Annotated in this window: 23 protein-coding genes; 14 read left to right on the forward strand and 9 right to left on the reverse strand. The window is 40.7% G+C overall.

Features of this window, described 5'->3' with window-relative positions; translation table 11 throughout:
• The first annotated feature begins 165 nt into the window (after positions 1 to 165).
• From AC4HAF_RS01155 to AC4HAF_RS01195, 9 genes are all read left to right on the forward strand, one after another.
• Entirely contained in the window at positions 166 to 1,098 is a 933-nt protein-coding gene (locus AC4HAF_RS01155; RefSeq protein ID WP_491096331.1) for a sugar phosphate isomerase/epimerase family protein, read from the forward strand.
• A gap of 27 nt (positions 1,099 to 1,125) precedes the next feature.
• On the forward strand, positions 1,126 to 2,496 hold the full coding sequence (locus AC4HAF_RS01160) for a PTS transporter subunit EIIC (protein ID WP_491096332.1): 1,371 nt from the start codon (positions 1,126 to 1,128) through the stop codon (positions 2,494 to 2,496).
• A gap of 57 nt (positions 2,497 to 2,553) precedes the next feature.
• Complete coding sequence (locus tag AC4HAF_RS01165; protein WP_491096333.1) at positions 2,554 to 3,291, forward strand: DeoR/GlpR family DNA-binding transcription regulator; 738 nt, start codon at positions 2,554 to 2,556, stop codon at positions 3,289 to 3,291.
• Between the two features lie 144 nt (positions 3,292 to 3,435).
• Positions 3,436 to 4,086 carry a ribulose-phosphate 3-epimerase gene (locus AC4HAF_RS01170; RefSeq protein ID WP_491096334.1) on the forward strand — a complete coding sequence of 217 codons (651 nt, stop codon included), beginning with the start codon at positions 3,436 to 3,438 and terminating at the stop codon, positions 4,084 to 4,086.
• Positions 4,083 to 4,532, forward strand: a complete 450-nt coding sequence (rpiB, locus tag AC4HAF_RS01175; RefSeq protein ID WP_491096335.1) for a ribose 5-phosphate isomerase B — start codon at positions 4,083 to 4,085, stop codon at positions 4,530 to 4,532. The genes AC4HAF_RS01170 and rpiB overlap by 4 nt, the downstream gene beginning before the upstream one ends.
• A 90-nt stretch (positions 4,533 to 4,622) precedes the next feature.
• The gene (locus AC4HAF_RS01180) at positions 4,623 to 5,321 is read left to right on the forward strand and encodes an AzlC family ABC transporter permease (protein WP_491096336.1); all 699 of its coding nucleotides are present in this window, start codon (positions 4,623 to 4,625) and stop codon (positions 5,319 to 5,321) included.
• Positions 5,311 to 5,637: an AzlD domain-containing protein gene (locus AC4HAF_RS01185; protein ID WP_491091781.1), complete on the forward strand. Its 327-nt coding sequence runs from the start codon at positions 5,311 to 5,313 to the stop codon at positions 5,635 to 5,637. The genes AC4HAF_RS01180 and AC4HAF_RS01185 overlap by 11 nt, the downstream gene beginning before the upstream one ends.
• A gap of 67 nt (positions 5,638 to 5,704) precedes the next feature.
• Positions 5,705 to 6,220, forward strand: a complete 516-nt coding sequence (locus AC4HAF_RS01190) for an O-acetyl-ADP-ribose deacetylase (RefSeq protein ID WP_491096399.1) — start codon at positions 5,705 to 5,707, stop codon at positions 6,218 to 6,220.
• Positions 6,221 to 6,348: 128 nt separating this feature from the next.
• Positions 6,349 to 7,125, forward strand: a complete 777-nt coding sequence (locus tag AC4HAF_RS01195) for a DUF4931 domain-containing protein (protein WP_491096337.1) — start codon at positions 6,349 to 6,351, stop codon at positions 7,123 to 7,125.
• A 169-nt stretch (positions 7,126 to 7,294) separates the two neighbouring features.
• On the opposite strand, the gene aao is transcribed toward AC4HAF_RS01195, so the two are convergent.
• Positions 7,295 to 8,467, reverse strand: coding sequence for an aminoacetone oxidase (gene aao / locus AC4HAF_RS01200; RefSeq protein ID WP_491096338.1), 1,173 nt, complete (start codon positions 8,465 to 8,467; stop codon positions 7,295 to 7,297).
• Between the two features lie 133 nt (positions 8,468 to 8,600).
• On the opposite strand from aao, the gene AC4HAF_RS01205 reads away from it, so the two are divergent.
• On the forward strand, positions 8,601 to 9,113 hold the full coding sequence (locus AC4HAF_RS01205; RefSeq protein WP_491091785.1) for a DUF536 domain-containing protein: 513 nt from the start codon (positions 8,601 to 8,603) through the stop codon (positions 9,111 to 9,113).
• Between the two features lie 221 nt (positions 9,114 to 9,334).
• On the opposite strand, the gene AC4HAF_RS01210 is transcribed toward AC4HAF_RS01205, so the two are convergent.
• Positions 9,335 to 10,216 (reverse strand): LysR family transcriptional regulator, encoded by an 882-nt coding sequence (locus AC4HAF_RS01210; protein ID WP_491096339.1) that lies wholly within the window; start codon positions 10,214 to 10,216, stop codon positions 9,335 to 9,337.
• Between the two features lie 139 nt (positions 10,217 to 10,355).
• Here AC4HAF_RS01210 and AC4HAF_RS01215 point away from each other — a divergent pair, with 139 nt between their 5' ends.
• Together AC4HAF_RS01215 and AC4HAF_RS01220 are read left to right on the forward strand one after the other, a co-directional pair.
• The gene (locus tag AC4HAF_RS01215; RefSeq protein ID WP_491096340.1) at positions 10,356 to 11,978 is read left to right on the forward strand and encodes a malolactic enzyme; all 1,623 of its coding nucleotides are present in this window, start codon (positions 10,356 to 10,358) and stop codon (positions 11,976 to 11,978) included.
• 17 nt (positions 11,979 to 11,995) lie between these two features.
• Positions 11,996 to 13,267, forward strand: coding sequence for a 2-hydroxycarboxylate transporter family protein (locus tag AC4HAF_RS01220; protein ID WP_491096341.1), 1,272 nt, complete (start codon positions 11,996 to 11,998; stop codon positions 13,265 to 13,267).
• Positions 13,268 to 13,371: 104 nt separating this feature from the next.
• Here the strand turns inward: AC4HAF_RS01220 and AC4HAF_RS01225 are convergent, their stop codons facing one another.
• The 7 genes from AC4HAF_RS01225 to AC4HAF_RS01255 all read right to left on the reverse strand — a co-directional run bounded on the left by AC4HAF_RS01225 (position 13,372) and on the right by AC4HAF_RS01255 (position 17,877).
• Positions 13,372 to 13,671 (reverse strand): YbaB/EbfC family nucleoid-associated protein, encoded by a 300-nt coding sequence (locus AC4HAF_RS01225; protein ID WP_491096342.1) that lies wholly within the window; start codon positions 13,669 to 13,671, stop codon positions 13,372 to 13,374.
• 78 nt (positions 13,672 to 13,749) lie between these two features.
• A complete protein-coding gene (locus AC4HAF_RS01230) occupies positions 13,750 to 14,901 on the reverse strand; it encodes a site-specific integrase (RefSeq protein WP_027975871.1) in 1,152 nt (383 codons plus the stop codon).
• Positions 14,898 to 15,152, reverse strand: a complete 255-nt coding sequence (locus AC4HAF_RS01235; RefSeq protein ID WP_027975872.1) for a DUF3173 family protein — start codon at positions 15,150 to 15,152, stop codon at positions 14,898 to 14,900. Before AC4HAF_RS01235 ends, AC4HAF_RS01230 begins: the two co-directional genes overlap by 4 nt.
• A complete protein-coding gene (locus tag AC4HAF_RS01240) occupies positions 15,145 to 15,741 on the reverse strand; it encodes a replication protein (protein WP_491091791.1) in 597 nt (198 codons plus the stop codon). Before AC4HAF_RS01240 ends, AC4HAF_RS01235 begins: the two co-directional genes overlap by 8 nt.
• A 131-nt stretch (positions 15,742 to 15,872) precedes the next feature.
• Positions 15,873 to 16,487, reverse strand: coding sequence for a hypothetical protein (locus AC4HAF_RS01245; protein ID WP_491096343.1), 615 nt, complete (start codon positions 16,485 to 16,487; stop codon positions 15,873 to 15,875).
• The gene (locus AC4HAF_RS01250) at positions 16,487 to 17,563 is read right to left on the reverse strand and encodes an ATP-binding cassette domain-containing protein (RefSeq protein WP_491096344.1); all 1,077 of its coding nucleotides are present in this window, start codon (positions 17,561 to 17,563) and stop codon (positions 16,487 to 16,489) included. The genes AC4HAF_RS01245 and AC4HAF_RS01250 overlap by 1 nt, the downstream gene beginning before the upstream one ends.
• Entirely contained in the window at positions 17,563 to 17,877 is a 315-nt protein-coding gene (locus tag AC4HAF_RS01255) for a hypothetical protein (RefSeq protein WP_491096345.1), read from the reverse strand. The genes AC4HAF_RS01250 and AC4HAF_RS01255 overlap by 1 nt, the downstream gene beginning before the upstream one ends.
• 427 nt (positions 17,878 to 18,304) lie before the next feature.
• On the opposite strand from AC4HAF_RS01255, the gene AC4HAF_RS01260 reads away from it, so the two are divergent.
• Both AC4HAF_RS01260 and AC4HAF_RS01265 read left to right on the forward strand, forming a co-directional pair.
• Positions 18,305 to 20,266, forward strand: a complete 1,962-nt coding sequence (locus AC4HAF_RS01260) for a site-specific DNA-methyltransferase (protein ID WP_491096346.1) — start codon at positions 18,305 to 18,307, stop codon at positions 20,264 to 20,266.
• The gene (locus tag AC4HAF_RS01265; RefSeq protein ID WP_491096347.1) at positions 20,263 to 22,488 is read left to right on the forward strand and encodes a DEAD/DEAH box helicase; all 2,226 of its coding nucleotides are present in this window, start codon (positions 20,263 to 20,265) and stop codon (positions 22,486 to 22,488) included. Before AC4HAF_RS01260 ends, AC4HAF_RS01265 begins: the two co-directional genes overlap by 4 nt.
• The last annotated feature ends 3 nt before the right edge of the window (positions 22,489 to 22,491 follow it).

Below are 22,491 nucleotides of genomic sequence, written 5' to 3' on the forward strand. Positions count from 1 at the left end.
ACAGAACTTTTAAAAGTTCTGTTCTGGAGCCTGCTTCTTTTTTTGTCCTAAATCGGCAAAATACGAAAATAAATGAAAAAATATTAAAAAAAATGGCAAAAAATGATTGAAAACGGTTAACAAAAAAGCTATAATACAGTTGTAGCTACATAGAAAGGAAATATCATGAAATTAGCAACACGCATCAATTCATTTTTACCTGTCAATAACAATGATATCAAGGAGGTTTTTAAACGTTTCAAAGAGCTGGGTCTGGAATATGTTGACCTCAACTATCCGGAGCATGTCAAAGGCTATGAAACAAAAGAGATGAAGTCCCTGCTGGCGGACAATAATTTAGCTTTAAACGGAGTTGCCCTGCGTTTTAGGGAAGACTTTATCAATGGTGAATTGGGGAATGCAGACCCTCAGGTTGCCCAGGAAGCTCTGCAGCTGTGTAAGGATGCTGCTGATTACTGCCGTCAGGCAGGCGGGAAAGTCGTCACCATTTGGCTGGGTTTTGATGGCTTTGACTACAGTTTTCAAATAAACTATCAAAAAGTTTGGCAGCAGCTGACATCTGCCTATCAGACGATTGCAGACTATGCACCTGACTTGCATATCAGCATTGAATACAAGCCTTTTCAGCCGCGGGCTTATGCCTTTATTGACAGCATGGGTGTGACTGGTATGATGCTGCATGATGTCAACAGAAAAAACGTCGGTGTAACACTGGATTACTGTCACATGCTGATGAAGCACGAGAATCCGGCTTTTGCTGCGGATCTTTTTGGCAGCCAAAATAAGCTTTACGGTATCCACCTCAATGATGGCTACGGTCTTAATGATGACGGGCTTATGATTGGGACTTCTTCACCTTTTAAGACGCTTGAGCTGCTTTATTATCTGAAGAAGCACCAGTATGACGGGGTTATCTATTTTGATACCTTCCCCGTTATTGAGGATGCATCAAAGGAATGCGAGCAAAATATACAGATGATTCAGTATCTGGAACATTTGATTGATAAAACAGGACTGGAGTACATACAGTCTGTTATTGATAAGAATGACGCGGTAGCGGCAAGTCAGCTGATGCTTGAGTTTTTTAAGGGAAATTAAACTTTCCATCAATTAAAGGAGAATAAAATGGTCGATTACAAAAAAACAGCCAAAGAGATTTTAAATCACATCGGCGGCTCTGAAAATATTTTGAATATGACGCACTGCGCAACCAGACTGCGTTTAAATTTAAAAGACAGCTCCAAAGCAGATGATGAAGCTGTTAAAAATGTTGATGGTGTTGTGGATGTCATCAACAAGGCCGGCCAGTATCAGATCCTGATTGGTACAGAGGTTCCCCATGTTTACGATGAATTTGAAATTCTGGTTAAGGGAAATGAGAATAACAGCTTGGATGAAGGAGGAGAAGAAGGCGGCAGCCTCATCAGTAAAGTGTTCTCAGCTATTTCTGGTATTTTTGCTCCTCTTTTGCCGGCTTTAGCAGGCTCCGGTATTTTAAGAGGTCTGCTTATTCTTGCAGTGCAGCTGGGTCTGGTCAGTGAAAAAAGCGGAACTTACGCTATCTTATTTGCTGCATCAATGAGCGTCTTTTACTTCCTGCCTGTTTTGCTGGCCTTTACCTCTGCCCGGCGTTTTGGTGCCAGCCCTTATATTTCAGCTTTGATCGGGGCTGCACTGCTGCATCCTGATTTTATCGCCTTGCTGGGAAAAACAGGGAATGGGGCAATGACCAATTTCTTTGGTATTCCGGTTGTTTTGATGAATTATAATTCAACGGTTGTTCCAATCATTTTAACCATCTGGGCTTATTCTTATCTTTATAAATGGCTGGATAAACATATCCCTGAAACACTGAAACTGGTTGTTGTTCCCTTGATTTCTCTTTTAATTATGGTGCCTTTAACGGTTATTGTTATTGGACCAGTGGGTGTATATGGCGGCGAATTGATTGCTAATGGCGTCAACTGGCTGATTGAAAGAAGCGGCCTTCTGACAGGAATTGTCATCGGCGGCGGCTGGAGTGTGCTGGTCAGCTTTGGTATTCACTGGGCGGTCAATCCGATTATGATCAATAATATCTCTCAAAATGGTTTTGACTATATCTGTCCTTTGACTTTTGCTTGTAATTTTGCGGTTATCGGAACAGCAATCGGTGTTTACCTCAAAGGAAAAGACAAAAATCTGAAGAATTTTGCCCTGACTGGTGTGGTAACGATTGCTTTGTCAGCTATTATTGAACCGACTTTGTTTGGCCTACTGGTCAAAAACAAGAAACTGTTTCTGGCTCAAATTATCGGCGGTGCTGTCGGCGGAGCGTACTTAGGCCTTACCAAAGTGGTGACGAATGCCTTTGTTTTCGGCAGTGTAACGACTTTCCCGGCTTTCATTGCAGGCAATGCCAATGTTATCAATGGTATTATCGGTCTTGCTATCTCAGTGGTCGTCGGTGCTGTTTTAGGTTATATTTTCACAACGAAAGAAGATAAATTAGCGTAAATGAAAATGCAGGTCAAATATGGTATCATTATTAGTATAAAGTGAAGGTGACTGATAATGATTCCATATGAGAGACAGCAAAAAATATTAGAAATTATTGAAAATAAGGAAATTGTAAAAATTGACCAGCTGCAAGAATTAATCAGCGGCGTATCAATGTCAACCTTGAGACGGGATTTAAAAGAATTGGAGAAAGCTCGCAAGATTGAAGCTTTGTCAGGAGGAGCGGTAAAGCTTAACTCGACAGTCAGGGAGCTGCCGATTTCGCAAAAAAATACTTTGAACAGTGATAAAAAAGCGAAAATTGCTCAGCTGGCTGCTAGAGAAATTACAGATGGAGACGTGATTTATCTTGATTCAGGGTCCACCTGCTCCGCTCTTTTTGAGCAGATTTTTGACAGGAAAATAACGATTTATACGACCAATACAGATATTTTTGCTTTTCATGAACCGATTGCAGCTAAAATTATTCTGCTGGGCGGTGAATACAATCCTAAAACATCTTCTTTGAAAGGCAGCCTGACCGAAGAAAATTTGGGAAACTTGTATTTTGACAAGGCTTTCTTAGGGATAAACGGCCTGTCAAAAGCCAGCGGCGGAACGACACCGACACTGGCAGAAGCTGTTAAAAAGAGGATTGTTAAGGAACATTCCAACCAGTTATTCCTCTTGTGCGACAGCTCAAAATTTCACCAGACTTCCAATGTTAAAGCCTTTGATTTGAAGCACCTGACGGTGATTTCTGATCAGTTTGATGCTTCCATTAATGATATTGTCTCTTTAAAGGTAAAATGACAGCTGCTTAGCGATGGTCAAAATCCAATTTCTGATATTTTTCGGGAATTGGATTTTTTTATACACTTTGACAATCAAACTACTGCTTTGCCGCCAGGTCGGTGTTTGATTATCCTTAGGCATCCTTTAGAAAGAAGAGCAAGTATGGCAAAATTATTATGTCCAAGCATGATGTGTGCTGATTTTGGGAACCTCAAAAAAGAAGTGACAGAGCTTGATCTGGCCGGCGCCGATATTTTTCACTGCGATGTGATGGACGGCAGCTTTGTTCCTAATATGGCAATGGGAATGATGGATATTGAGACAGTCCGCCGGCAGACCAGCAAAATGGTAGACTGCCATCTCATGATTGAAAATCCCGGCAGTAAGATTGACTGGTTCATCACTGCCGGTGCTGATTTGATTTACATTCATCCTGAGAGTGAGCGCTATGTTTCAAAGACGCTGGCCTACATCAAAAGCAGAGGGAAGCTGGCAGGTCTTGCTATTAACCCTGATACGAATCCTTTGACTGTAAAGGAAGTTTTGGGGCTGTGCGACTATCTTTTGGTAATGACAGTTAATCCGGGCTTTGCAGGACAGGCATTTCTGCCAACAGTCAAAGAAAAAATCAAAGTGTTTCTGGATATGAGAGAAAACTATCATTACAAGATCATCATCGACGGAGCCTGCAGTCCGCAAATTATAGCAGAGCTGTCAGAGATGGGCTGTGATGGATTTGTTTTGGGAACCAGTGCGCTTTTTGGCAAAGAAAAAAGCTATCAGGAATTAATAAAGGAGCTGCAAAAATTATGAAAATCGGAATTGGCAATGACCATGTTGCTGTTAGCTACAAAAAAGCCATCAGTGATTACATCAGAGAAGCCTATGGCTATGAAGTCGTTAATTTTGGAACAGACAGTACGGAACGTTTTGATTATCCTCAGTCGGGCAGGGCAGTTGCTCAAGCGGTTGCTGAGGGCCGGGTTGACAAAGGAATCTTAATCTGTGGGACAGGCGTTGGTATTGGTATCGCAGCCAATAAGGTCAAGGGTGTGCGCTGTGTTATCTGCAGTGAGCCTTATTCAGCTAAGCTTTCCCGCCAGCATAACAACACCAATGTTCTTGCATTTGGAGCGCGTGTCGTAGGGATTGAACTGGCGAAGATGATTGTAGATAGCTGGCTGACGGCAGAATATGAGGGCGGCCGCCATCAAAAAAGGCTGGATCTGATTGAGGCGATAGAAGCAGACAATTTATAAAAGCAAACAGATAAAAATGCTCTTGTTCCCGTGTTCAAGAGCATTTTTGTGTGCTATAATGAAAATATTATAAAAAATGTGAGGGATTTGATGCAAGAAAAAGGATTTCGAGAAGGAATGAAAGATGCTGCGCCGACAGCTTTAGGTTACATTTCCATAGGCCTTGCTTTTGGCATTGTGGCAGCTGCTGCCGGTCTGTCTCCTTTGGAAGTCGGGCTGATGAGCCTTTTGATTTACGGAGGATCTGCTCAGTTTGCCATGGTTGCGATGTTTGTTTCAGGTGCGGATTTAGGAACGATTACACTGACTGTTTTTTTGGTTAATCTGCGCAATATGCTCATGAGCCTGCACGCAACAACCATCTTCACCAAGTCCAGCCTCTGGCAGAATATCGGCATCGGCACACTGATTACCGATGAAAGCTACGGTGTCCTGCTGGGGGAAAATGTTCACAATAAAAATATCCAACCAAGCTGGATGCACGGCAATAATCTTCTCAGCTACTCAGCCTGGGTATCAGCCACTGTTGCAGGAACTTTACTGGGCAACACCATTCCAAATCCGGAAAATTTCGGTCTTGATTTTGCTTTGATTGCCATGTTTATCGGGCTTTTGGTCAGTCAGTTTGATGCCATGGCTTTGACAGAAGGCACCAAAAAAATTTTTCTTGTTCTCTCAGCAGTTGCAGGAAGTTTTTTGCTGCTTTCGATGCTGATTTCAGAAGCTTTGGCAGTGCTCTGCTCAACTTTGATTGGCTGCGGAGTGGGGGTGATGCTGGATGAGTCTTGATTCTTATGTCTTAACCGCTATTTTATTAGGTTTTGTGGTCAGCTGGCTGCCCCGGATTGCTCCTTTTATTCTGGTCAAGTATAAGGGTCTGCCTGATATTGTGGTGCGTTTTTTGAAATATCTGCCGGTGTCTATCCTTTTTGCCCTGACTTTTTCTAGCCTTCTTGATGAAAAAATCGGACACTTACCGCACGTGCACTGGCTGGAAGTGTTAGCCAGTCTTCCTGCTTTTTATATTGCCTATAAGTCCAAAAATTTACTCTATGCTGTTTTAACAGGAATTGCGGCTATGGCTGCGGTTCGCCTGCTGTTTTAATAGACAGCAGACTGCCAAGAGGATATAAATGAACGATTGCCGGAGAATCATTATTGAGGTACTGCTTATGCTGAAAATTATTCAAGGAGACATTACCAAGGTCAAAAACGTTGATGCTATTGTCAATGCAGCCAACCGAACCTTATTGGGAGGCGGCGGTGTAGACGGTGCTATTCACAGGGCTGCAGGCAAAGAACTGCTGGAAGAATGCAAAAAGCTTGGCGGCTGCAAGATCGGTCAGGCCAAACTGACAAAGGCCTATAATCTTCCTTGCCGCTACGTTATTCACACGGTTGGCCCGGTGTGGCAGGGCGGCAGAGAAAAGGAAGCCGACCTGCTTGCCTCCTGCTATCGTGAGTCTTTGAAACTGGCAGCTCAGCATGGCATTCGCAAGATTGCTTTTCCGTCAATAGCAACAGGAGTTTATCACTTCCCGGTTGACAAGGCTGCTCAAATTGCCTGTGCCGAGGTCAGCAGTTATATCCGAGAACATCCGGATACTTTTGATCTCATCGAATGGGTCTTGTTTGATGAGAAAACTTACGCTGCCTATGACAGCTGCATTAATAATTCTATACAGTAAAGCAGCAGGCAAATTATTTATAGCTGAGTTTTGAACAAGTTCCGGCGAAAAGCCGGTTCTTTTTGCTTCAATCACCAAAAATTATGCTAGAATAATCTCATAAACAAGTCAGAGAGGAAAACATTGCCATGACTTACCGTAAGCTTACTTTTAATTCCAATATTGCCAGCCAAAAACCCAGTAACAAGGACACTTGTCCCTTTTGTGATCAGACGGAGCTGGGCAAAATTTTAGACAGTAAAAAAGACATGATTTGGGTGGAAAATAAATTTCCTGTCTTGCAAGACAGCTATCAAACCCTAATCATTGAGTCCGACTGGCATGAAGGAGACATCTCAGCTTATGATCTAACAGTCAACCGTCAGCTTTTTGACTTTCTGTTTGAAAAATGGGCAGAGCTTGAAGCTTGCAAGGATTACCGCAGTGTTGTTCTCTTTCGTAATTTTGGCCCCTTGTCCGGCGGAAGCCTCAGACACCCGCATTCGCAGCTTGTGGGCTTTAAAAATATAGATGCCTATGCAGCTTTGGATAAGAAAACTTTTGCTGGTTTGGAGATATATAAAGGATCTAAGCATGGGCCCGAAATTACCATATCTTCCTATCCTTTGCAGGATTTTACAGAATTTAATGTCAGAATTTCTGATATCAGTGACTTGGATTGTCTGGCAGACAGTGTTCAGCTGCTCAGCAGCTATATCCTCAATGAGTTTGCGGGCGGCCGCTGCAGCTCCTATAATTTATTTTTTTATCGTTTTGGGCGGGAAATTTGCTGCAAGGTCGTCCCGCGTTTTGTGACGTCAGCTTACAATATTGCTTATGGCATTCATCAGGTCAATCAGCTAAAAAGTTTAGAGGCTGTCAGAGATGATATCAGGGGCAAATTCCTTGATAAAATGAAACAGTAATGAAGCAGCTTTGCAAGAAAAAACCAGCTTAGCAGAATATCTTGATGACAGCGCTAAAAAGCTGAGATCAATAGAGAATCTCAGCTTTTTAAAATTTATCCATTAACTATAAAAATCGAAATTTCCAATCGCCGTCGTCTTGTGTGGAAGAAATGCAAAAAGCTAAATTTCACAGTGCAACGCTGCCGGCGACCCAGCCGGTGCACAGGGCAGATGTAATGTTAAATCCGCCTGTGTGGGCGTTGATGTCTAAGACTTCGCCGGCAAAGAAGAGTCCCGGAATTTTTTTGCTTTCCAGTGTTTTAGGATTGATTTCTCTAAGCTCAACACCGCCTTTAGTGACAAAAGATCTGGCCAAGGACATCTTGCCGGTAATTTTAATCGGCAGTTTTTTGAGCTTGTCTGCCAGTTCTTGTGTTTGGCTTGGGGTCAGGTGTTTAATTTTGTCGGGCAGTTCGGCAGTCAGAAAGTCGGCGACACGTTCGGGAACCAAACCCTTAAGAGCATTTTTGCAGGATTTTTCACGATTTTCCTGAAAATAGCTGAGCAGATCAGCAGATGTCATCTGCGGCAAAAAGTCTAGGTTAGCAGTCTCACCGCCGGAAACAAAGCTGGATAGCCGAAGCGCAGCAGGACCGGACAGACCAAAATGCGTAAAGAGTATATCGTGCGTGATTTGGTGTCTGCCGCAGCTAAGTGTCACATCATCAAGTGAGATCCCCTGCAGAGCTTTGTGAGGAAAATCTGTCAGCAGCGGACTTTCGGCTGCTTCGAGAGGCGTTAGACCAAGGTTGAAATGGCGGGCAATTTCATGACCAAATCCTGTTGATCCGGTTGAGGGATAGGATTTGCCGCCTGTTGTGACAATCAGTTTTTGACAGGTAAAGGTCTGGTCTTTTGACTGGACCTGAAAGAGGTCATCTCTTTTTTTGACTGAGGTGACTTCTGTATTAGTCAGCACAGTGCCGCCGGTTTCTTGAATTTTTGCCTCCAGAGCGCGGATGATTGTCTGTGATTTATCCGTTACTGGAAAGACGCGCCCATGATCTTCAACTTTCAGGGCTACCCCATTTTCCTCGAAAAAATGGATAATATCATGATTATCAAACTGGGAAAAGACACTGTAGAGAAAGCGCCCGTTGCCTGGGATGCCTGCCATCAGGTCATCGAGGCTGCCGTTATTGGTGACATTGCAGCGGCCGCCGCCGGTACCGGAGAGCTTTTTGCCGAGCCTGCGGTTTTTCTCAATGAGGAGGACTTTTTGCCCATAACTTCCAGCAGAAACAGCAGCCATCATACCGGCAGGTCCGCCGCCGATAATAATCGTATCAAAATGTATCATACTGTCATTCTAGCATAAATCTGACAGCTTTGACAGGCTTTTGAAAAACATTGCTTTTCCTGCCGTAAATTGACAGATTAAGGGTGATATGATACTATTTTCATAGTATAAATTCTGTAAAAATGAGGATATTATGGCAATTGAAAAGACAGTCAGTGAATTGGCTGAAATTCTGGGAGTGAGCCGGCAAGCAGTTAATAACCGTGTGAAATCTTTTCCTGAAGAATACGTTGAAAAAAATGATAAGGGGGTTACGGTTGTCAACCGTGCCGGCCTTATCAAATTAGAGGAAATTTATAAAAAAACCATCTTTGAAGACGAACCCGTCAGTGAAGAAGTAAAGCAGCGGGAATTTCTTGAAATTTTAATTGACGAAAAAAATACGGAAATTACGCGTCTTTATGAGCAGCTGAAGGCTAAAGACAGCCAGCTGGATTCAAAGGATGAGCAGCTGCGGATTAAGGATGTTCAGATTGCTGAAAAAGATAAACAGTTAGACCAGCAGCAGCAGCTGACCCTGACAGCTATGCAGGATAAGGAACAGCTCAAGCTGGAACTGGATGAAGCAAAAGCAGAGGTCGAAGAGATTCAAAATCAGCAAGAGGGTGTCAAAAAAGGTTTCTTTGCCCGTTTGTTTGGGAAATAGCAGTTATTTTCAGTGCGCTGTCTGCCATATGTGAAAAAGGATTTAGTTCTGTAGAAAACAGAAACTAAGTCTTTTTTTGTTTTCTGCTTAGACATTTAAGAAATCAGGACAGTGTGAAAATCGATTTTCAATAATCCGGAAATTGTCAAAAAGATTGTATTGAGCATCTCAACAGCGATTCTCCTCTTCATTTTATGCTCAGCTTCAAACAAAGGGAGGCTTTAATCAACAGTGTCAAGCAGTTTAATCAATTTTTTAACAGGCTCTGCTAATACAGAATGCTTGGAGTAGGCATAACTGACATGAAAATCAATACGATCCTGTTTGGCAAGAGGAATCTTGATCAAATGATGGTTGTCTGAACCTAAAGCGATATCTGAAAGCAGTGAGATTCCCAGATTTTCAGAGACCATTTGTTTAATAATAGAAACATCGTCAATTTCAAAGAAGGGAACGGCTTTGTTCTGATAGCGTTGGTTGAGCTCCTTGAAAGCTGCTAAATGGGTATTGTGCTCATCCAATAAAATAAATTTTTCGCTGACAACATCTTTGAAAGCCAGTTCTTTTTCATTTGCTAAAGGATGTTCAGGGGACAAAACAAGGTAGAGAGGTTGTTTAAACAGAGGCGTTATGTCTAATTGTTCATAGCTGAGCGGCGAGAGTGATCCCAGCAGACTGAAATCCAGCTGCCCGTTTAGCAGTTTGATGAGTAAGGACTTGGAACCTCCTCGAATGGTTTTGAAGTGGGAAAATACCGACAAATCTTTTGATGCATTGACGAGTTTGCTCATAAGATAATTTCCGATAATCGGAGGAAAGCCGATCGTCAGCTGTGGTTTGAGGGATTGTTTAACCTCATTGATTCCCAAACGGACATGCAGCAAAACCTCCTCAATATGATGAGCAAAAATATCGCCTTGAACAGTTAGAACAACTGTCCGATGGGAGCTGTCCTTGATAACTAAATCGCAGCCCAATTCTTCCTCCAGACGTTTAACAGCATAAGATACAGTCGGCTGGCTGACATGAAAGTGCCGGGCTGCTCCTGTGTAGGATTTTATAAGAGACAAGTGATAAAAGTATTCTAAATCTCGTAAATTCATATATTCTCCTTTTACGTCCATCTTAACATAATTTTAGAGCTGTTATAAATAATATTTATCAAAACTGTAAGGTTTGACTATAATTTTCCCAAAGTTTTATACTGATGTCTGTTAAATGATTCATCAAAAGGAGAAAAATATGAAAGCTCATGAAATTTTAAATGACCCCTTTCTTAACAAGGGAACAGCCTTTACTATGGAAGAACGTAAAGAGCTTGGTTTGGTCGGTATTCTGCCGCCTTATGTACAAACGCTGGAAGAGCAAGCTGAACAAGCCTATCAGCATTTCCTTCGTAAACCATCTAATCTTGAGAAACGTCATTTTTTGATGGAAATTTTCAATACAAACCGTACACTGTTTTATTATCTTTTCAGTCAGCATATTGTCGAATTTAACCCAATCGTTTATGATCCCGTTATTGCTGAAACAATAGAAGAATATTCTGAATTGTTTGTTGATCCGCAATATGCCGCTTACCTTGATATTAATCATCCGGAAAATATCGAAGAAACGCTCAAAAATGCGGCGGGGAATCGTGATATTCGTTTGATTGTAGCAACAGATGCCGAAGGAATCCTTGGTATTGGTGACTGGGGTGTGCAAGGGGTTGATATCTCTGTTGGTAAACTCATGGTCTACACGGCTGCCGCTGGTATCGATCCAGCCTGCGTTATGCCGCTTGTTATTGATGCTGGCACAAACCGTGAAGAACTTCTCAACAACCCAATGTACCTCGGCAACCGCCACGAGCGTATCCGCGGTGAAAAGTACGACGCTTTCATTGATCAATTTGTCCAAACTGCTGAAAGACTTTTCCCTAAACTTTATCTGCACTGGGAAGACTTTGGCCGTTCAACAGCTGCTGATATTTTGAATCGATACAAGAAAGAAATTCCAACTTTCAACGATGATATTCAAGGTACAGGGATCGTTGTCCTTGGCGGTATCTTTGGTGCTATGGACATTACTGGTGAAAAATTAACAGACCAAGTTTACCTTTGCTACGGCGGCGGTTCTGCAGGTGCTGGGATTGCTGACCGCGTTTATGCTGAAATGGTTTCAGAAGGACTTTCTTCAGAAGAAGCCTATAGTCATTTCTACATGATTGACCAACAAGGCCTCCTCTTTGACGATATGGAAGACTTGACGCCGGCTCAAAAACCATTTGCTAAAAAGCGCTCAGATTTTGCAAATGCCGGCGATATGACCAGCCTTCTTGAAGTCATCAAGACAGTGAAACCAACTATTCTTGTCGGAACATCTACAGATGCTGGTGCTTTCACCAAAGAAGTTGTTGAGGCGATGTGTGAAAATACTGAACGTCCGGTTATCTTTCCTATCTCCAACCCTACTAAAAAATTGGAAGCGACTGCTGAACATGTTATCGAATGGTCAGACGGTAAAGCCTTCGTCGCTACTGGTGTTCCATCAGGAACTGTCAGCTACAAGGGTGTTGACTATGAAATCGGTCAAGCAAACAACGCCCTGATCTACCCGGGTCTCGGACTTGGCATGCTGGCTTCTGAAGCTTCGCTCTTGACGGATGAGATGATTGGAGCGGCTGCACATTCATTATCAGGTATTGTCAACTCAGGACAGCCGGGTGCACCTGTCCTTCCTCCATTCAAATATGTGGCTGATGTATCTATCAAGGTAGCTGAAGCTGTTGCTAAGAAAGCCCAAGAACAAGGCTTAGCACAGGTTAATGAAGCTGATATGACTAAAGCTGTCCGTGATCTCAAATGGTATCCAAAATACTAAGAAGGGACAAGTTTGGTATGAAAAAAAGTAATGAAATAAAAATTGCCGGGGTCTCCCTGCGGCTTTATGTCGCATTTGTGGTAGTTCTTATGATCACAATTGTTATGGGGAAATTACCGCTCAACATGCTGGGGATTACCTTCATGCTGGTTGTTTTAGGCCACCTATTTTACTTCATCGGTGAAAAACTGCCTTTTTGGAACACATACCTTGGCGGCGGTTCAGTCTTTACCCTTTTGGCAGCTGCTGTTCTTGCGGCGACTGGTCTTGTTCCTAAAAATATTGTAGCAGCCACTTCTACATTTATGAGTGACTGGGGCTTTCTTGATTTTTATATCGCTGCCCTTATATGTGGTTCTATTTTAGGAATGAACCGTAAACTCTTGGTCAAAGCCTCAGCTAAATTTATTCCTGTATCGCTTTTGACCATGGTTATTGGTTTCTTTGCAACCGGTGCAGTAGGTGCTCTTTTGGGGCAAGGATTTGGACATTCTGTCATGTATATTTCCTTTGCTCAGATGGCTGGCGGTATGGGGGCAGGGATTGTTCCTCTGTCTAAAATCTATGCTGCTGGTCTTCATACTGATGCAGGCAATATCTTATCGCAATTAGCTCCTGCAACAACCTTGGGAAATATCTTTGCTATTATTGGTGCCATTGTCTTAGCGCGTGGATTTGCCAAAACGAAATACAATGGGCACGGTGTTCTTATTCCGGTTAATAAAGAAGATTTGGAAAAAGCAAAGCCGACCTTGGACTCAGCGAAAATCGGTGTTGGTCTCATGCTTGCTTTTATGCTCTTTCTTATCGGTGTGATTCTTAATGCTTTTATTCCAAAGGTGCATAGCTATGCTTTCATGATTATCATTGTCTTTATTCTTAAAGCGACCAATACTGTTCCCAAAGTCTTGGAGGAGACAGTCGTTATGTTTAATCAAGTTGTTATGACCAACTTGACTCATGCTGTCCTTGCTGGTATCGGGCTTGCCATGATTGACTTGTCCTCGTTAGCACAAGCTATGACATGGCAGTTTGTTCTCATCAGCTTGACATCTGTTGTCTCAATGGGACTTGCCAGCTGGATTCTTGGGCGCTTTCTTGGAATGTATCCCGTTGAAACGGCTATCGGTGCCGGTATGATCAATAACTCAATGGGCGGGACAGGTAATATTGCAGTGCTTTCAGCCGCAGACCGCATGGAGATGATTGCCTTTGCTCAAATGGCTAACCGCTTGGGCGGCGCTATTGTTCTTATTTTGGGCGGGATTCTTATCCAGTTTCTGCATTAAATGTTGTTTGTTTACTTAATAAAAAAAGCTTTTCCAAGGTATCTTAGAAAAGTTTGACTTATCAATAAAGTATTGTAAGACCTATCAGTTTTTGTTAGGTCTTTTTAAAATGGCAGTTTACCGGCAAAGGCTCCCATCGTTTTCTGTGTAGCATCCTCAATTTGGCTGAGAGCAGCATTTACGGCTTGAGCGGTCATATCCTGCAGCGTTTCAATGTCCTCAGGATCAACAACAGCCTCTTTAAAATCAATAGAAACCAGTTTTTTATCACCTGTAAAGGTAGCCACAACGAGCTCTTGAGCTGATTTTCCGACAAAAGTCGTTTCAGCCAGTTCAGCCTGCTTTTTTTCCATTTGTTTTTGCAGCTTTTGCGCCTGTTTCATCATGTTTTGCATATTCATCATAAGATTTTCTAGATTCCTTTCGTATCAAGGGGTTAGACCTTGTTTGTTTTGAAACGGTGACCAATCGTGACCACTTTTTTAGAAGTTGTCAAAGGCATTGGCCACCTCTTTTTGTTGTGACGGGAAAAGATGGGAGTAAACATTGATGGTTGTGTTAATGGATGAATGTCCCAAACGCTTCATGAGAGTGAAGAAGATATAATCTTTTCCTTCTCCATTTCGTAGACCTTGACTGATTAAAAACGCTGCATGTGAGTGTCTGAAGTCATGATTGCGAATCATATTCATATTCTCAGGTAGTCGCTTTTTCAGTTTTGTCTTGAAATTGGTGACATTGGCAGAAGTCAGGCTTTCAGGAGAGTCTTGAAAGATTTGAAGACTTTCAAGGTCCTCTGTGAACTCTGAAAGGAGTTCTCCTTGTTGCTCTTTCCATTGTTTCAACTCTTCAGCAAAGGCAGAATGAATGTAAATCCGTCTTCGTGATTGAGTTGTTTTCACTGTTCCAATATGAACTTGATTTTTACGATAGTATGCACTATAAACAATATCAATGTAATGTTCAGTAAGATTTACATTATTCCAAGTAAGAGCCAAGGCTTCACCAAGCCGTGCACCTGTGAACATCAATACCCGATAAAGTAGCTGATAGCGATATTCACCTTCGGTAAAACAACTATCAAAGATTTTAAACTGTTCAGGTGTGTAGTAGGACATTTCCTTGTGTTGCTCAGGCAAACGCTTGAGTCCACTACAAGGGTTATCATTTCTGAATCGTTTAGCAATCGCTACCTCAAACAGCTTATGAATGAAAATCATCTGTTGATTGATATGACTGTTTGACAATGTTCCTCCTTTTACGCTTGGTGTCTGGATGAGCCAGTCACGATATTCCTTAATATCGTTGACGGTGACCAGTTTCATATCAGCATTAGCGAAGAATTTGGAAACATATTGGGTATAATAGGATTCTTGTGTATCAACTGTTCCTCTTTTGTTTCCTCTCAATTCATCTTCTTGACGAACCAGAGAATAGAGGTAGTCGATACTCAGACGGTCTTTCGTTTTAAACTGATGAAGCTGATTGATTCGATAATCGGCTTCATATCGTTCAGCTTCCTTGCGAGTCCTAAATCCTTTTTTACGGTGACGAATGCGGTCTCCTGTTAAGTGACTGTAACCATCACTTATATCTACAAGCCATTTTCCGTTTTTAAGTTTTGTAACTGTCATTGCTGTTCTCCTGTATCATGTAGACCAGCATTTTGAAGTACATCATAAATTATATCATTTTTCTGAGATAACCGAAAGCCGAGAATGTCTTCAATAGTCTTGAGTGGAACACGTCCAACACGCTTATTATCATACCAAGAGAAACCCTCTGAAACCAACTTGATTTTTGCGGTTCTAATCAATTTCGCGCACTGACTTTGTGAATAGCCGGTTAATGTCATTAGGTCGTTTTTGTCTACAATATCAATCATCATACTCTCCTTTAATTGCTTGTTTCTGCTGAGAGCTATGTCGCCGTGAGTCCAAATACTTAGCGAAGAAATAAGTTTTATTCATAATTAAATTAAGGAGTTGAGGATTCTCAGTTCTTGCATACCTGACTAAATGATTAAACTCTGTAAAGTTATGTTCTTCGATGATGTCAATAACAGTTGTGAGGAATTGATTATTGTTATTGCTGAGGAGAAATTTATCTAATTCAAACCCGCAGCCGAATTCAATGTCATTGATGTCATAGAGGGTCTTTTCTGGATTTTCCGCATGGGTGAAATAATCGTACATGCCTTTAGGGCTCATGACGATTTCCACGTGTGCTGGAGTGTTCAAGTGTTCAGTTAATAATTCTGAGACTTGCGAATAGCTTTTGAGTGACTCAAAGAAGAGTGCTCCATGTTTATGAGCTTTTTTAAATTCTCCTGTTTCTTTATTGATATCTTTGTCATGCCATGGACTGAGTACAAATGGCACGTGCATGCTTTCCAAAATTTCTAAATAGTTATCAGGGGCACTTTCCTGATAGAGCAGGAATGCCCATTTATTTGAGCGTCTTTCTTTTGTCATTGTCTTCCTTTCTTTGATTAGTGTTTATTGGTGTAATGGGGGGTCGTAGTAACCCCATTACATGGTTGAGATAGAGTTTAAAAAGGCGGTACTTTTGGCTTTCACTGCGTGAGCCAAGCACCGCCTTTTCCTTAACGTTTAGCTCCTGTGAACCAAAGCGTTTGTTTGACCCGATGAGCGGATGAAAAATAATAGCTCGGATTACGGCTGGCAATTTCTTCCTTGATATGCCCTTCCATCTCTTTTAAAAGTTTCTGTGCCTGCTGGGTCCTTGGCATCTTGATAAAGAGATTGACAGACTCTTTCCTCACGTCCACAGTGCATTTTGAAACAGCCTGATTAAAGCTCTTCAAAATGGGATTGAAACGGGTAACAGTCTGATTTTCAACAGTGATAATGGGTTCAGACTGTCTATCTTGTTTCAGGAATTGTCGCATGCGAAAGGTCTGATAAACAGACTTGACATAGTTCCAAAGTGAATCTTTCGTCAGCCGCTGAATGAGTTCAATGCCAATCAAAAAGATTGGGATTAGGACAAGACAGAGGGCGCCTAGCTGAATATAGTGTGCAAGGAGACTTAACTTCTCACTAATAAGGCTAAAGACATCATAAGCAGCTGCTAGTCTAGAAGTTTCGAGCAACTGAATAAGGAGACTCAGGCCAAATTTCAAGAAGAAGCACAAGGAGCTAAGCACTAAAAGAGTGACATTGAGATTAAACGTTTTTTGAAAGAAAGTTTTTTTCATTATAGAATGCCTTTCTTTGTGAAGTAGGTTGGGCAAAGCAGCGGTAAGACCTGATAAGGGTGTTCATTATCAATAATCTGAATCAGCCCTGTTCCTTTACCTATTGGAATGACAATTCCTTCAGGATCAAGGTCAGGAAAAAGAAATTGCGTTGTTTTCTTGTTAATATTGCCAATCTGAATGAGGACATTGAGCTGTTCACGAACTGAGATAGGAATGGTGTTGTGGTCAAAACGCTGGCTCACTAAGAGCAGATGGACTTTGGTAGCTCGTCCAAGCAGAGCAATTTGTGATAAGAGAGAGAATAACGACTCTTTAATAGCCTTATTGACTCCTTCTGAGAGTGCTAAGACTTCATCAATGACAATTGTCAGATGTTCAAATTGATGTTCAGAATTATCATAGAGAATCTCTTGCCGCTGCTGAATGAGCCCTAAACAGGCGCTAAGATTTTCATTGACTTCTGAAACAAAATCTGACTTAGAGCGGTTTTTCTGAGGGTGAATCACGGCGATGCCCTTTTCACGAGCCCAACGTGAGGGGGTGTCAAACTTAGGGTCTACAATGATAAGATCAGAAATAGGTTTCAAAAGACTTAAGAAGTAAGTCAACGCATAGGACTTCCCAGAACCGCTGTTCCCGGCGATAGCTAGAGAGGTCACCTTATTATAATCAAGGGCTAGATTCTTCATAATGGGAATGAAGGTGTCCTTTTGAGAGACTGTGAATTCTTCCAAATCCGGAATGACCAGCCGTTCAGAGACACCTTTCTTCCAAGGAAAGAAGAGTCCACGCTGCACATGAATATCATCAGTATCAAGCGCCATAAAATAGGCAGAATTTTGTTTTAAAAGTGTGTAGCGTGGATAGAGCGCAGCATTGGCAATTAAAAAGATTTTCTGATAGAGGTCGTCATCAATGATATAGCCTGCTGGAAGACGTGGGATAAAGAGAAAACCATCAGACATAATCTTGACATCAAAACTATTGGTATAGCTGGTCTCTCCCTGCATCAGTGCTCCAAGCCCCATATTGAGGCTTTGAAGCAGGTATTGCGCCAGTTCTTGCTTAGTCATTATTTGACCTCCTTGAGATTGTCGGCTTTGAAGTAAACATTGAAGCCTACCTCACAGGCTTGAAGATTATCAAATTGCACCATTGTCATATAAGCGGGTAGGTTGACATCTGATTCAAATTTTACTTGAAATGGCGGAAGTCCTTTTTGAGTAAACCAAGCTTTATAAGCGATAATCTCTCCAGTTGGCTGGTTGTCTTCAAACTTAAGTTGTGGTTCGAGTTCTGTGCTTAAGCAGTAAATAGCTTGCTTGTTGTCAATATATTCATTTGCGGTGTTGGCTGAATAGCCGCCTTTACGGTTACGTGTTTTCATATCAATTACCTTTCATTGTTTGTTATTGAGTTAGGTGAAGTAGCTCGGTTTTAGTCATGAGCTGGACTGTCTTAGCTAAGTACATTCTCATTCTAATCCCGATTAAGATATAAATATATAACTTGCCAAGTCACTATAATTAAGATTGATATATTAACGTTTTTTAGCTATTTGCTCTGAAATGATGACTTAAAACACCCTAAAAAATGACTTGATGGGACATTTTTTTACAATATTAAATTTTTTAAGCAGTCGTTCGTGGTATAATAGAATAGTGAATAAAACCACTTGACAAGGAGATTTAGAACTTGATACCATTAGCACCGAGCACCGAGCACCGAGCACCGAGCACCGATAAGGTAGTTTTCTACCTCTTTTCTGCGTGCACAAAAACACCCTCATTTGCTGAGAATGGGGGTGTTTTGTAATGTCTCAAGACTTTATTGAACGACCTCATAAGAATGAGAAGGAAGGGGCGATTGCCTATGTGCAGGAACTTCTAAAACAGGCTCGTGAGGATAGACGGAATGACGATGTTGAGAAATTGGAAAATCTTATCCGTCTGCTCAATACCAAAAAGTATGGTCTTGTTTGGGAGGAACATGCTGAATTGGTCGAGGAAGAGATGAAAACCAAGATTCCGGTTTTCATTGAAGACGAGACCAAGAAAATTGTGGGAAATCCAGAGTCAGAGGATTATAATTTCCTCTTGGAAGGAGATAATCTTCATAGCCTCCATCTTTTGAAGAAGACACATGCAGGAATGATTGATGTTATCTATATAGACCCACCCTATAATACAGGAGCAAAAAATTGGAAATATAACAACAACTACATTGACTTTAAAGATTCATACAAACATAGTAAATGGATATCAATGATGAAGAGTAGGTTGGACTGTGCAAGACTCCTATTAAAAGAAGATGGAGTTCTAGTTTGTGCAATTGATGAAAATGAGGTTGCGACGTTAAAATTATTACTTGAAGAGGTATTTGGAAATGAATTTATTGTTGATATTGTAACAATCATCCAGAATCCAAGGGGAATTCAAGGGAATAATTTTTCATATACTAATGAATTCGCACTATTTGTTTATAAAAAAAATTACAAGGTCATTTTTGAAAGAGAAGTGGAAGAAGCTGATATTGATTGGTCGCCGCTAAGAAACTGGGGTAGCGAGTCGTTAAGAACAGATGCTAAAAATTGTTTTTATGGAATAAAAATTAAGGATGAAAAAATTATCGGATTTGAAGAAGTATTAGATGATAATGAACATCCAACTAAAAATAGGTTTCTTGAGGATGGGACTATTGTCGTTTATCCTATTGATAACTCTGGGATAGAACGAAAATGGAGATATGCAAGACAGACAGTTGAGACCATTTGGGATATTTTGCGTCCAACCTTTAATAAAAATATTTGGGATATAGAAATTGGTAAGCCATATACACCTTATAAAACGGTATGGTTTGATAAGAAGTATGATGCAAATGAGTATGGTACTCAGATAATTAATAGTATGGTTCCGCATAATGATTTTGATTTTCCAAAGTCACTTTGGAATGTATATGAATGCTTATATGCAACTATTAAGAAAAAAGAAAATGCAATAGTATTGGATTTTTTTGCTGGGTCAGGAACGACTGGTCATGCAGTTGAAATGCTCAATAAATTATGTGGTGGCAATAGAAAATATATATTAGCTACTAATAACGCTATTGGAGAAAAAAAGGAAAGAGAATTCAAAAAGAAATTTGGGCATCCCGAAGACTATACAAGTGAATATTCAGAATATGAAGAAAAATACGGAATTTGTTCTTCTATAACATATCCTAGGTTAAAGGCAGTTTCAGAAGGATATACACATAAAAAAGATTTTAAAGAAGTGTTATTTGAAAAGAAATTAACACAAAGGATATTAAAGAAATTTGATTCACTCCAAATGGAGGTTGATAAAATTGTTGAATTAAATAAGGGAAACTATGATGCAGTAAACATAGTTTTTGAAGATTCTAATGTTAAAGTAATTGGTGTTAATAAAAAAGGAAATCATATAGAAGGTATTCCTCATAACCTCAAATACTTCAAAACAGATTTTGTGGTTAAGGAAGAATTTCCTGATGTTACGCTTGAGTATGAATTGCTTAACTATGTGACTCCGCTTGTGGAGCTAGAATTTGGAGTGGATATTTCTAATCCTAAAGTACAGGTTATCTTGTCAGAAGAACAGTTAGATAGTATGAAAGAATCAGACTTCATTGAAAATTCTACCCTCTTTATTCACCCTGAGGTTTTCTTTGATAGCAAACAAGAACGCATTCTTCGTGAAAAAAACATCACAAAACAAGAGATTCCAGATTACTACTTTGGAAAGGATATTTGGTCATGATTGAATTAAAAAACTTTCAACAAAATCTAGTCGATAAACTATTAAAATTTACAGCCCCTGAATATGGTGTTGATGAACTAATTATTAAATCGCCAACAGGTTCAGGTAAAACTATTACACTTCTTGATTGGGTGAATACCTATATTGCAAGTACTCATGATAATGTTGCTTTTGTTTGGTTTACGCCTGGTGCAGGAGAGCTGGAAGAACAGAGTCAGGATAAAGCGAGGAATTTCTCTTCTATCAAGGTACAATCACTGTCAGATGCACTTAGTCAAGGATTCGACCAAGGTACAGCAACTTTTATCAACTACGAGTCGGTTGTAGGTAAAAATAAAAAAGCGATGCTGACGGATAGTGAGCGAGATAATCTTGAGGATAAGATTGATAAAGCCTTTGAAGCAGACCGTCATTTTATCCTCATCATTGATGAAGCACATAGTAATGACACAGTTAAAGCCAAGGAAATTATTTCACGCTTTAAGGCTGATAAGACCGTCAAAGTGTCAGCGACCATTGAAGACCCTAAAACACCTGATGAGGTTGAGTTTTATGAGGTTACCGAGGAAGAAGTTATTGCATCAGGTTTGATTACAAAATCGGTGGTTGTTAATGAAGGACTTGAAAATTATCTTGATGACAATCAGAATATCAGTGCAGAATTTGAATTACTCTTTGAAAGTGCAGAGCAAAAACGGAAAGAAATTGTTCAGGGGTATGCGGATAACCGTGTAACAGGTATTAACCCCTTAGTGCTTGTTCAATTGCCGGATAAATCAGATTCAGAACCTGAATTGGTTAGTCGCATTGTAAACTATCTTCAAGAGAAATTACATAAGACATACGAAGATGGCAAACTAGGTATTTGGTTGGCAGACCAAAAACGAAACTATCTTAATGTGCAAGACCTTGATAATGAGGTTGAGTATCTCATTATCAAGCAGGCGATTGCTACAGGTTGGGATGCTCCTCGTGCTAAGATTCTGATTAAAATCCGTGAAAACATGGGGGAAGCCTTCACCATTCAGACTATCGGTCGTATTCGTAGGATGCCGGAGCCTCTAAAAGGGCATTATAATGTAGATGTTTTAGACAATGCCTATCTTTATACCTTTGATGTTGACTTCTTAAATGGTGCATTTGCTCAAAAAGGAGTTGGAGTACCAACGCCACTCTTGAAACGCAAAGAGGTTGCGAAAGATTTTCATCTAATCAGTGAGCGAAAATTGGACTTACATGAGGGACAAAGTGAAAAAGACCTGCGTGAAAATCTTTATCAAGGATTGGTTCGTGAATGGAACTTGACAGATGATGTGGAATCTAATAAACAAAACTTAGAGAATCAGGGGTTTCAATTTGGAAGTTCCATTGTCAACACCTATAAACAAGGTCGCTTTGATACGCTGGAACATTCAGACCGTCTTCAAGATAGAGAAAGACGAGTAGAAGCTGATTATCACGGTAATCGTATTGATTTACTTCATGCTTTTCATGAACTTGACCGAGTGGCTCACTTAAGAATGAGTCAAGTTGAGGCTTTATTGAAACGTTTCTTTATGGATGATAAACGGCCAAATAAACAGAAGCTCTTGAAATTGGAAGCTAATGAGTGGACAGCCTTCATTTTGAATAACTGGAGAGCACTTCGTGAAGTTTTCAGACAGGCAGATATTCAGCCAGAAACCAGTATGCGACGGGTAAATATTCAGGAAAATGATTTCTACATTCCGATGACGGAACGCTATTTATATAATCCGAAGTTGGAATATACTGATACAGTAACCAATGTGTATGATGGTTATCCGAGCAGTGTTATTAAGGAAAGTGAAGCAGAGCGAATCTTTGAGGACTATATTGAATCACATGAGGATGTTGTTGATTTTCTTTATAAGAACGGTGATAAAGGAAGTCAGTATTTTTCTTTGGTTTACCGTACAGCAAGTTCTTCTCATCATTTCTACCCTGACTATATCATCAAAATGAAGAATGGTGATGTTTATATTGTTGAGACTAAGGGGGGAGAAGATGCTAAAGGTAAGGATAAGAATATTGATGATTATGCACCATTGAAATATGAAGCATTGAAAGCCTATCTTAAAAAGTATCATCTGAAAGGTGCTTTTGTTCGTGATATTGCTGGAACTCTCCGATATCTGAACGAGGGTGAATGGAGAGATGATATAGCCGACTGGTACCCTATTGATGAATTGTTTGGGTTTTAGGAG

The sequence above is a fragment of the Streptococcus sp. ELY_90 genome (assembly GCF_058314475.1).